Origin of the sequence: Hippea sp. KM1, assembly GCF_000526195.1 — a bacterium.
Classification (GTDB): domain Bacteria; phylum Campylobacterota_A; class Desulfurellia; order Desulfurellales; family Hippeaceae; genus Hippea.
In genome coordinates, this window is sequence record NZ_JAFP01000001.1 from 1,699,093 (window position 1) to 1,710,220 (window position 11,128).

Annotated in this window: 10 protein-coding genes; 4 read left to right on the plus strand and 6 right to left on the minus strand. The window is 43.6% G+C overall.

Annotation, left to right across the window (positions count from 1 at the left end):
• The first annotated feature begins 46 nt into the window (after positions 1-46).
• Genes D891_RS09640 through D891_RS0108770 form a run of 4 tightly spaced genes read left to right on the plus strand, consistent with a single transcriptional unit; the run spans position 47 to position 4,485 of the window.
• Positions 47-682 carry a 7-carboxy-7-deazaguanine synthase QueE gene (locus D891_RS09640; protein ID WP_025270732.1) on the plus strand — a complete coding sequence of 212 codons (636 nt, stop codon included), beginning with the start codon at positions 47-49 and terminating at the stop codon, positions 680-682.
• A complete protein-coding gene (queC, locus tag D891_RS0108760; protein ID WP_025270733.1) occupies positions 683-1,402 on the plus strand; it encodes a 7-cyano-7-deazaguanine synthase QueC in 720 nt (239 codons plus the stop codon).
• Positions 1,380-3,956, plus strand: coding sequence for a CBS domain-containing protein (locus D891_RS0108765; protein WP_025270734.1), 2,577 nt, complete (start codon positions 1,380-1,382; stop codon positions 3,954-3,956). Before queC ends, D891_RS0108765 begins: the two co-directional genes overlap by 23 nt.
• Positions 3,937-4,485, plus strand: a complete 549-nt coding sequence (locus D891_RS0108770) for a nucleoside deaminase (RefSeq protein WP_025270735.1) — start codon at positions 3,937-3,939, stop codon at positions 4,483-4,485. The genes D891_RS0108765 and D891_RS0108770 overlap by 20 nt, the downstream gene beginning before the upstream one ends.
• Here D891_RS0108770 and D891_RS0108775 read toward each other — a convergent pair.
• Genes D891_RS0108775 through D891_RS0108800 form a run of 6 tightly spaced genes read right to left on the minus strand, consistent with a single transcriptional unit; the run spans position 4,482 to position 11,122 of the window.
• Positions 4,482-5,756, minus strand: coding sequence for a TRAP transporter large permease (locus D891_RS0108775; RefSeq protein ID WP_025270736.1), 1,275 nt, complete (start codon positions 5,754-5,756; stop codon positions 4,482-4,484). The genes D891_RS0108770 and D891_RS0108775 overlap by 4 nt on opposite strands.
• Positions 5,753-6,301 (minus strand): TRAP transporter small permease, encoded by a 549-nt coding sequence (locus D891_RS0108780; protein WP_025270737.1) that lies wholly within the window; start codon positions 6,299-6,301, stop codon positions 5,753-5,755. The genes D891_RS0108775 and D891_RS0108780 overlap by 4 nt, the downstream gene beginning before the upstream one ends.
• A 58-nt stretch (positions 6,302-6,359) precedes the next feature.
• Positions 6,360-7,358 carry a TRAP transporter substrate-binding protein gene (locus tag D891_RS0108785; RefSeq protein WP_025270738.1) on the minus strand — a complete coding sequence of 333 codons (999 nt, stop codon included), beginning with the start codon at positions 7,356-7,358 and terminating at the stop codon, positions 6,360-6,362.
• A gap of 22 nt (positions 7,359-7,380) precedes the next feature.
• Positions 7,381-9,681, minus strand: a complete 2,301-nt coding sequence (locus D891_RS10060; protein ID WP_025270739.1) for an NADP-dependent malic enzyme — start codon at positions 9,679-9,681, stop codon at positions 7,381-7,383.
• 59 nt (positions 9,682-9,740) lie between these two features.
• Entirely contained in the window at positions 9,741-10,490 is a 750-nt protein-coding gene (locus D891_RS0108795) for an ABC transporter permease (protein ID WP_025270740.1), read from the minus strand.
• Positions 10,475-11,122, minus strand: a complete 648-nt coding sequence (locus D891_RS0108800) for an ABC transporter ATP-binding protein (RefSeq protein ID WP_025270741.1) — start codon at positions 11,120-11,122, stop codon at positions 10,475-10,477. Before D891_RS0108800 ends, D891_RS0108795 begins: the two co-directional genes overlap by 16 nt.
• Positions 11,123-11,128: the final 6 nt, after the last annotated feature.

Genomic DNA, 11,128 nt, shown 5'->3' on the forward strand with positions numbered 1-11,128 from the left:
AGGGTAAAACTTGTAAAAAAAGCCATTTTCTATAAAATAAGCCCCGATGATTGTCGATGTCAGTGAGATCTTTTACTCCATTCAGGGGGAAGGAACAAAAATTGGTCAGAAAGCCATATTCATAAGGCTGTGCGGCTGCAATCTTACATGCCCATTTTGCGACACAAAATACGCATTAAACTGCAAAAACCCAATGGACGATGAAAAGATATACGCAACCATTAAGGATTTCCCGACAAAAAACATAATATTTACAGGCGGTGAACCCGTATTAAGGGACGATTTCATGGCTTACTTTATGGAAAAACACAGCGATTACTCATACTTCTTAGAAACCAACGGCACGCTATTCCCGCAAAAGAGCATAAAGCTGTTTTCCCACATTGTCGTAAGCCCAAAGGTGTTTGCCATCAACAAAGATGCACTTAAGCGCATAATAGAGACAGCTGCAAGCGTTGAGTTTAAGTTCGTTGTGGATGAAAACCCCGAAAGGGAGATTACCCTTTTGGAGGAATTGGGCCTTGATGAGGCCACATTTCAGCCTATCTGGTTAGACGAGACAACTGAAAGCTACATAAACAAAACAAGAAAAATCATTGAATATGTGAAAAAACTGCCATACAACATCCGCATCATACCTCAACTGCACAAGATAGTGTATGGCCAAAGAAGGGGGATTTAGATGAAAAGAGCTATAGTGATATATTCAGGGGGGCTTGATTCAACGACATGCCTATTCTGGGCGCTGGATGAGTTTGATGAGGTTCACACAATCACATTCTATTACGCTCAGAGACACTCCATAGAGATAGATTACTCAAAAAAGACGCTCCAGCTGGCAAAGAAACTAAAAAACAAACCCATAAAAAACCACTATTTCTCCATCGATCTATCCCAGATTGGCGGAAGTGCCCTAACAGACCCATCCATAGAGGTACCAAAGAACAGGAATCAGGATGAGATCTCCTCAGAGATCCCAATAACCTATGTGCCGTTTAGAAACGGCGTTTTCCTATCCATCACGGCCGCACTGGCAGAAAAAAACGAGATATACAACATCATAGGCGGATGGAACATGCTGGACTATTCGGGTTATCCAGACTGCAGAGATGACTTCTTAAACACATTCGAAAAGGCGATAAATTACGGCACAAAGGCCGGCAGCCAGGGAAAAACATTCAAGATATTAACCCCCCTGCTAAAGATGAATAAAGCAGAGATCATACTGTTTGGCAAAGAGCACGGTGCGGATTACTCCTATGCATACTCCTGCTATTCGGGCAATGCCACACCCTGCGGTGAATGCGACGCATGCATCTTGAGGGCTAAGGGCTTCAAAGAGGCTGGCATAGAGGATGATTTTTTAGTAAGATTGAAGAATGAAGGCTATAACAGCCCATAAAAACCCCGATTTCGATGCTATAGCGAGTTGTGTTGCGGCCAAAAAGCTATACCCGGATGCCGTTATACTGTTTCCCCAGTTCCACGGCAAGGGCAACGCCCAGTTTATACTACAATCGCTGATCTATCCGTTCTTGGAGGAGGCAGAAAGCATAGATTTAGACGATATAGACACCTTAATCATAGTCGATACCCACTCATCCAAAAGGATAGAGGCCAAATACAGACCACTCATAAAAAAAGCCAAAATCATATGCTATGACCACCACGGAGAGGGCGATTTGAACTGCGAAGAAGCACACCTTGTAAAATACGGAGCAAACACAACCCAGCTTGTTGAAAGGATAATTGAAAACGGCATAGAGATAGACTCAGAAGAGGCGACACTATTTATGCTTGGAATCTATGCAGACACAGGCAGGCTGACCTTCTCATCCACAACGCCCAACGACATAAAGGCGGCTGCATATCTTTTGGAGGCCGGCGCAGATTTAGAGACCGTAAAAGAGGTGTTGGAAGAGGCCTTAACAGAAACGGATGTAATAATCCTGAATGAACTGATAAAAAACAAACGCATCTATGAGATCACAAATAAAAGGATAGGTCTATCATTCTCATCCTTAGACGAGTATGTGGCAAATGTGGCCAATCTGGTTTCCAAACTCATTGCCATGGATAGGCTCAATGCGGCCATAGGCGTGTTCAGGATGGGTTCAAGGCTCTATGTCATAGGCAGATCCAACGATGGGTCCATTGATGTATCAAAGATTCTAAAGGAGATCGGCGGCGGTGGACATCCGCAGGCTGCAAGCGCAACGGTTAAGGATGCAACACTCATTGAGATAGTCGAAAGGCTCAGTCAACTTATAAAAGAGGAGTTGCTGGGGCAGATCAAGGCCAAGGACATCATGAGTTCACCACCGAAGTTCGTCTATGCAACAGACACAATAGAAAAGGTAAACGAGCTTCTATCCAAAAGCGGCATGAACGCCCTGGTCGTGGTGTGCAAAGAGACCGACGATGTAATGGGCATAATAACAAGACAGGTGGTAAATAAGGCTGTTTTCCACAACATGAGCAAAAAAAGCGTATCGCTCTTTATGAACACAGAGATAAAAACCATAGATATAAACGAAAGCTTCAACAACATAAAAAGGATAGTATTGGACGAAAAGCAGAGGCTCATACCCATTCTAAAAGAGGGCAGGCTGGTCGGTGTAATAACCCGCACCAACCTCCTTAAGATACTAAGTGAAACGATCAACAGGGAAAAACCGTTGAAACTTAAGAATATAAGCTCAAAGGTAAAGGAGGCCTTACCGCAAAACGCACTCAACCACCTAAAGAAAATAGGAAAGCTGGCAAAGGATATGGGATACAACGCCTATCTTGTCGGCGGTATAATAAGGGACATAATATTGGGTTATGATAATCTGGATATAGACATAGTCATCGAGGGCGACGGCATCGCCTTTGCCAAAAACTTCGCAAGGCTCAACGGCTGCAAGGTGGCAACACATGAGCGATTCAAAACAGCCACAATAATTACCCGGGATGATATACGCATAGATATAGCCACAGCAAGGGAGGAGTATTACGATCTGCCGGGGGCTCTGCCTGTTGTTGAAAAAAGTTCAATAAAGCTGGATCTATACAGAAGGGACTTTACCATAAACGCCCTGGCTATGAAGCTTCACGATGAGTTTGGTGATCTGCTGGACTTCTTTGGGGGGCTCAACGACATAAAGAACAAAAAGATTCGTGTGCTGCATATGTTGAGCTTTGTGGACGATCCAACCAGGATGTATAGGGCCGTCAGATTTGCTGCAAGGCTCGGTTTTGACATAGGTCAACAAACAGATAGACTTATAAAGGTGGCCGTCGATTTAGGGATAGTAAACAAGGTGGAAAGGATCCGCATATTCAACGAGATCGTTCACATACTAAACAACGATAATGTGAGAAAGAGCTTTGAGATGCTAAAGGATTACAGACTCATAAGAACACTAAACACCAAACTCATTATAGACGATAGAATCCTAAGCTATTTAGACGAAACGGAGGAGATAATAAAGAGCTGCTCATTATTCTGCAAGAACAAAACCATTAAAAGGGAGAGGGTGTTTCTGGTGGCTTTGGAGTATCTATTCAGGCGCTCAGCCAGCTTTTCCAAATCAATAGGGGCCGATGAACAGACACAGAAACTCATAAACGACATAGTCTCAAAGATACCCACAGCAAACGGCGTATTGGCCAACCCGAACGCCAGCGATCTGGATGTTTACAAGGCCCTCTCACAAATGCCCTTAGAAGGGGTGCTTGCTCTCTATCCGCTAACCAAGAATAAGGATAAGCTCATACGGTATTTAGAAGACCTGATGCACAGAAAGCCTCTGATAAGGGGTTCAGACCTGCTCAAGATGGGTTTCAAACCCTCCAAACTCATAGGCAAGATAATAAACGATGTCTTTGAACAACAACTATTGGGCAACATAAAAGACAAGCTAAAAGCGATCGAGTATGTAAAGGAGAATTATGAAAAGCATTACAATTAACATCCCCGATTGGTTAAGCAAAAGGTGCGAACATAAGGATTTTAAAAGAGACGAAGAAAAAATGCTATTTGCCATAGAGCTGGCAAGGTTAAGCATAGACAACGGTGGCGGTCCGTTTGGTGCTGCCGTATTCTCAAAAGATGGCAAGCTCATCTCCTGCGGGGTGAACTTGGTCGTCAAGGAGGGCCTATCCATACTCCATGCAGAGGTTGTGGCCATAACGATAGCCCAAAGGAAGCTAAACACATACAGCCTATCCAAAGGAGGACACTTTGAGTTATTCTCATCGTCTGAACCGTGTGCCATGTGTCTGGGTGCAATCCTATGGAGCGGCATCAAACGGGTTGTTTGGGCAGCAGATTCTATCAAAGCAAGGTCGATAGGCTTCGATGAAGGGCCTGTATTTGAAGCATCTTGGGATTATCTGAAAAAGAAAGGAATAGAAATAGAGGGCGGCCTTTTGAAGGATGAGGCCGCCAGGGTTTTAGACTATTACAAAAGGATCAACGGGGTTATATACAACCCTTAGAGTATCTTGAATATTATCAAAGACAACTGTGGTATATAAGTGGCGAGCAATAATCCTATCAAATAAATAATAAACCACGGTATACTTGTTTTTGTTATATACTCTATACTCTTGCCTGTTATACCCATTGCAACAAACAAATTCAAACCAACAGGTGGCGTTATCTCTCCTAAACCCATATTTATTGTATAGATAATACCGAGCTGTATAGGGTTAATTCCTAAGTGCATAGCAACAGGGAAAAATAGTGGTGCAGTAACCATAACTATACTTGAAGGCTCCATGAATGCACCAAATATTATCAAAAGAACATTAACACCAGCCAAAAACATTATCTTACTAACATGCGCCTGAATGATCATTTCAGAAAGCTGCTGAGGTATCTGTTCTATCGTTAGGAAATAAGCAAAAAGCATGGCATTTGCTATAATAAATAGTATCATCGCGCTTGTAGCTGATGCTTTCAATATAACCTGAGGAACTTCCCTCCAAGTCAAATCCCTATAGATAAACTTTGCCACAAAGAAAGCATAAACAGCAGAAACAGCTGCTGCCTCTGTGGGAGTAAAAATGCCAGAATATATTCCGCCTATAATTATCACTATAAGCATTAACGCCCAGAAACTCCCAGCAAAAGCCTTGAGTTTCTCTTTAGCAGGGGCTGGTTTATCCTTTTTAAAACCCGCCCTCCTTGCCATAACATAAGTAAGAATCATTAACATACCGGTGATAACTATACCAGGAACCACACCTGCTAAAAATAGATCCCCTATCGATTGATCTACTGTAACACCATAAACTATCAAAACAATAGATGGAGGTATAAGAATACCCAAAGAACCTGCAGTCGTAATAGAACCTATTGCAAAAGTATCAGAATAGCCAGCCTCTCTAATTGCTGGAATCATTATCGAGCCTATGGCAGCAACTGTAGCAGGTCCAGAGCCGCTAACAGCCGCAAAAATGGCGCATGCTAAAATTGATGTCATAGTTAAACCGCCAGGCAAATGACCTACCATTGTATGAGCAAATTTAATTATTCTTTTTGCTGTTCCTCCTTCAGATAAAAATGCTCCAGCTAAAACAAAGAACGGTATAGCCATCAGGGCAAATTTATCCAAAGCAGTGAATAGTTTTTGAGCAATAGCAATAAGAGGCAAACCTGCAATAAAATATATGCCGAAGGTGGCAGTTACACCTAACGCCACGGCTATAGGAATATCTATGGCTATAAATAAAAACAACAGGGCAGCTATTATTAAAATCGTCATTCTATTAATCCCTCCTCCTCAGCTTTCTCAAGCTCAGAACCAACCCTTTGCTTAAGTTTCTCACCCGGTGTTTGGAGTATTTCTATTAGCCTTACAAAAACCCTCCATGACGCCGTGGCCATAGTTATCGGTACAACTAAATATATAATCCAAAAAGGTATTTGTAGATCTATTGAAACCTGTTTTGTCATATAGTCAAATTTAACTAAATCAATCCCTAATACTGTCAACATAATCAAAAATCCAAAAACAATCAAAGTGCTTATCAGGGTAACAAACTTACACAATTTAGGAGGTAATGCTTTGACCAATGCATCAAAAGACATATGCATACCTATTTCAAAACCATAACTTGCACCAAACAAAGTCATCCATATAAACAAGTAAGTTGTAAGCTCTCCTGCCCAAACTAAACTTGAGCTGAACACATATCTGGCTATAACATTAATGAAAGCCAGCATTGTCGCAGATGAGGCAAGTATTACCATTAACGTTTTATCTACTGCCCCTAACACTTGATCTATTTTTTTTATTGTCTCCATCATATTCTTACCTTCCACCTTTAAAAAAGAGGGCAAGGATGAATTGCCCTCTTTTTTGATTTTAGAAGCTCTTTCCTTCTTTTATAGCTTCCTCAATTAAGTCCTTTCCAATGGTTTTGTAAAACTTGGGATAGATCTTAACAAGCGTCTTTCTCCAAACTTCTCTCTGCTCCGGTGTAAGAACAACATCCTTTACCTTTGGATCCTTCAAAACAAGCTCCCTCTGCTTCTTCGTCAATTCCTCGGCTAACTTCCTCTCATAAGCTGTGGCATCTCTTACGCAGCCCTCTAAAATCTTTCTCAGTTTAGGAGACAAACTATCCCAGAATTTAGCGTTTGTAATGAGAACATAGCCCAGATAACCGTGATAGGTCTCTGTGGTATAGGGTGCAACCTCATAGAATTTCTTTGTGTAAAGATTGCTCCATGGGTTCTCACAACCATCAACAACACCCTGCTCCAAAGCAGAATAAACCTCAGAGAACGGCAAAACCTGTGGGCTTGCACCCAAAGCCTTAAACTGTGCCTCTAAAACCCTTGAAGACATAATCCTGAATTTTAAGCCCTTGCAGTCCTTTGGAAGAACAATCGGATGCTTGTTGTTGGAAAGCACCTTAAATCCGTTGTCCCAGAAGGCCAAACCCAAAAGTCCCTTTCTCCTGAACAGACCCAAGATCTTCTTTCCAACAGGTCCGTCCATAACCTTATGCAGATGCTCGGAGTTCTTGAACAAAAACGGAAGGTCAAACAACTGAATCTCTGGCAACCAACCGGTAAATTTAGCTGTTGCAGGACAAGCCATCTGAATAGTTCCCATCTGAACTGCCTCTATAGCAGCTCTGTCGCCATAGAGCATGGCATTTGGATAGACCTTTACGATAACCTGACCGTGCGTCCTTTCCTTGACAATTTTGGCAAAATAGTTAGCAGCCTTACCCTTGGGCGTATCCACAGCGACAACATGGCTAAACTTGATCACGATAGGTTTAGCCAAAGCTGCAACACTAAAAGCCAACACAGCCACAAAGGCCACCAACCAGGTAAGCAAACCCCTCTTCATAAAAACACCTCCTAAAAAAAAATTATTTACAGCCCTTTCTTTGAGCGTCAAACGATGCAATAGCTATCATGTCTTGAATCATAGACGAAGTGGAGCCCATTTCAAGCACATGGGCAGACTGCTTCAGTCCAACCAGTATAGGACCTATTGGATAGGCATCGCCCATCTTATAGAGCAACTTATACGCTATGTTTGCAGCATCCAGGTTGGGGAACACCAAAACATTCACATTCTTGCCGGCAAGCTCACTAAACGGATAGAATTGGTTTATCAAGTCCTTATCCACGGCCACATTGGCCTGTATCTCACCGTCAACTATTATCTCAGGATGCCTCTGCTTTAGCATCTCAACGGCCCTTCTAACCTTGCTTGCCTCTTCCTGGTTGTTGCTCCCGAAGTTTGAGAAGGAGAGCATGGCAACCACAGCCTTATCGTCGGTTAGATCCTCATAGAAGCAGGCAGCCTCTTTGGCTATAACCACAAGATCCTCGCTGGTCGGATTTATATTGATGGTTGTATCGGCAAAGACATAGATCTTGTTCTTTATTATCATCACATAAAGACCTGCAACAACACTATCCGGTTCCTTATCCAAAACGGTCAACACAGGCCTTATACCAGCAGGATAGTTGTATGTCTCGCCTATTATCATAGAATCGGCATCACCGCTCTTTACCATCATGGCGGCAAAATAGTTGGGCCTGTGCTCCATGATATAGGCCGCCTCTTTCTTTGTCATACCCTTCCTCTTGCGCTCCTCATAGAGCATATCGGCATACTGCTGGGTCTTTTCATAGTAAAGCGGATCTATAAATTCGATCTTCTCCAGCATGCTTTCCTTCAAACCAAGCTCCTTTATCCTCTTTGCCACATCCTCCTTTGTAAAGCTCCTTGCGCCTATGAATATGGGCTTTACGGTGCCCTCCTCTATGCTGCTTTCCACCGCACGCAGGATGTTGGCATCTGTCGTCTCTGTAAAGACAACCCTCTTGGGATCGGATTTTGCCTTGTTGTATATGTATCTTGTGACAGATTTTGTCTTATCCAACCTTTCCCTTAGCTGCTCCTTATACTCCTCAAGGTCAAACTCGCTCTCATCTATCTGGGCAACGCCGGATTTTATAGCGGCCTCCGCAACCGCAGGGGCAACATAGAACAGCGCCCTTGGGTCAAACGGCTTGGGCAGGATGTACTCCCTTCCGAATTTCAGATTCTCAACACCGTAAGCCTTCAAGACGCTCTCTGGGACATCCTCCTTGGCCAGCTGAGCCAATGCCTTGGCTGCAGCCATCATCATTTCATCGTTGATCTGCGTTGCAAGCGTATCTAAGGCTCCCCTGAACAAGAACGGGAAGGCCAAAACATTGTTTATTTGATTCGGATAATCGCTCCTTCCTGTGCCCATGATCACATTGGGGTTGGCTCTCTTTGCCTTATCGTATGTAATCTCTGGGTCGGGGTTGGCCATAGCGAATATGATGGGTGAATCGTTCATCTTCTTGACCATCTCCTCACTCAAGATATTGGCCTTGGAAACCCCAACAAAGATGTCGGCGCCCTCTAAGGCCTCCTCAAGCGTTCTTGCATCGGTATCTGAGGCAAAGAACTCCTTATACTTATTCATGCCGTCTTTTCTGCCCTTGTATATAACACCCCTGGAGTCTAACATTATTATGTTTTCCTTCTTGATACCCAGCGTCATATACAGCTTGGCACAAGCGATACCTGCAGCACCGGCGCCGTTTACCACCAATTTGCACTTCGATATATCCTTGCCCGCTATCTCCAATGCATTGAGCAGGGCAGCGCCGCTTATAACCGCCGTTCCGTGCTGGTCATCGTGGAATACGGGAATCTTCATCCTCTCCTTAAGCTTCTCCTCGATATAGAAACACTCGGGCGCCTTTATATCCTCCAAATTTATGCCTCCGAATGTGGGCTCTAATGCCGCAATTATATCGATCAACTTATCCGGATCTGTCTCGTTTATCTCAATGTCAAAAACATCTATGTCGGCAAAGGTCTTAAACAGATTGCCCTTACCCTCCATAACGGGTTTTGATGCCAAAGCACCTATATTGCCCAAGCCCAAAACGGCCGTTCCATTGGATATAACGGCAACCAAATTGCCCTTTGCCGTGTATTTATATGCAGCTTTGGGGTCCTCTGCCAATACCAGGGAGACCTCCGCAACCCCGGGCGTATAAGCTAAGGATAGATCCTTCTGGGTTTTTAGGGGTTTTGTCGGTTTTACCTCTATCTTTCCAGGCCTGTCACCTAAATGATACCTAAGCGCCTCTTCCCTTAATTTACTGTTTGACATCAACTAACCTCCTCTTCTATATTCCTAAATATAGTTTATATTTTAAAAGGCAAAATCTGTCAAATAAAATTGATTCTTTTGGATATTGTTCTGATCATTAAATAGTTGGATAAACAAACCACTGTTGAGATGGAGACAACTATCATTATTTGATAAAAAACAGCCTCCTGAGGGTTCACACCCGACAATATCTGACCGGTCATCATGCCGGGGAGAAACACAATCCCCATACCGCTTGCAGATGTCAACGACGGTAGGATGGCAGCCCTTAAGGCCTCCCTCCCGATAAAAGCCAGGGCCTCATCCATCGTTGCACCAATGCCCAACAGATCAAAGACGGCGTCTTTATTGTCTTCCAGTTTGGAGAAGAACCTCTCAGCCCCGATGGCTGTTGAATTCATGGAATTACCGATAATCATACCGGCAAGCGGTATAAAATACCTCGCATGGAGATAGGGCATCCTTATAACCCCGAAAAACACAAAGAGCAAAACAACGCCTGCTGAGAGGAGTATGGAAAGGAACACATAGAACCATATACCCTTACCCTTAAGTTTTGCCCTGCTTAAGGATATATCGGTGGCAAAACCCACCATAACCACAAAGACGGCAACATTAACAAGCAGGTTATCCAACCTAAAAAGGTAAATCAGCACAAATCCAGCGACAAACAACTGAACGCTCATCCTGACAAAGGATACAACTATATCCTTCTCAAGCTTAAGCCTCTCCCTATGGGATATAAACAAAACCACCACCAAAAGCCCATAGGATACCAGACACCCCTTAAGGCCTATTGATTCAACCATAAACGACCATCCTCAATCACATATAGCCTATCTGCAAAATCTCTGGCAATTGTTTCATGTGAAACAATCACGCAGACCCTATCTCTGCAGAATACCCCTAAGTATTCAAAAACCGCTCTGGCCGTATGCTCATCCAGGGCGGATGTTGGCTCATCAAACAGTGCAACATACGGCTTAAGCAATAGATTCCTGATTATTGCAACCCTCTGCATCTCGCCGCCGGACAACTCAGAGCTGCTCTTGCTCAACACATCAACACCGAGGCCAAACATATCAAGGAGCCGTCTCATCAAATCCTCATCCATCTTCTTTTTCCTGTGCGCCTTAAGATAAAATGGTATTCTGATAGACTCATAGACCGAATCGGCAAGGTAATAACCCTTCTGGGGCAGAAGTATGCACCGACCAGACCATGTCTTAATGCTTCTGACATCCACACCGTCAAAGATAACCGCCCCGCTAAGTGGCGGTATAATCGATTCTATGGTCTTAAGCAGGGTGGTTTTGCCGCTGCCCGATCTTCCCATTACAAGGTTGAAACCGAGAAAGAACTCCGCCTCGGCTTCAAGCAAAGCCTTACCCTTATAACCACATACGAGCTTATCCAGCTTTAAAACCGTTGCATTTACCATCTTTTA

Excerpts from the sequence above, each read along its gene's own strand:
- D891_RS09640 (WP_025270732.1), top strand. The coding sequence starts at position 47 with ATGATTGTCGATGTCAGTGAGATCTTTTACTCCATTCAGGGGGAAGGA.
- queC (WP_025270733.1), top strand. The coding sequence starts at position 683 with ATGAAAAGAGCTATAGTGATATATTCAGGGGGGCTTGATTCAACGACA.
- D891_RS0108765 (WP_025270734.1), top strand. The coding sequence starts at position 1,380 with ATGAAGGCTATAACAGCCCATAAAAACCCCGATTTCGATGCTATAGCG.
- D891_RS0108770 (WP_025270735.1), top strand. The coding sequence starts at position 3,937 with ATGAAAAGCATTACAATTAACATCCCCGATTGGTTAAGCAAAAGGTGC.
- D891_RS0108775 (WP_025270736.1), bottom strand. The coding sequence starts at position 5,756 with ATGACGATTTTAATAATAGCTGCCCTGTTGTTTTTATTTATAGCCATA.
- D891_RS0108780 (WP_025270737.1), bottom strand. The coding sequence starts at position 6,301 with ATGATGGAGACAATAAAAAAAATAGATCAAGTGTTAGGGGCAGTAGAT.
- D891_RS0108785 (WP_025270738.1), bottom strand. The coding sequence starts at position 7,358 with ATGAAGAGGGGTTTGCTTACCTGGTTGGTGGCCTTTGTGGCTGTGTTG.
- D891_RS10060 (WP_025270739.1), bottom strand. The coding sequence starts at position 9,681 with ATGTCAAACAGTAAATTAAGGGAAGAGGCGCTTAGGTATCATTTAGGT.
- D891_RS0108795 (WP_025270740.1), bottom strand. The coding sequence starts at position 10,490 with ATGGTTGAATCAATAGGCCTTAAGGGGTGTCTGGTATCCTATGGGCTT.
- D891_RS0108800 (WP_025270741.1), bottom strand. The coding sequence starts at position 11,122 with ATGGTAAATGCAACGGTTTTAAAGCTGGATAAGCTCGTATGTGGTTAT.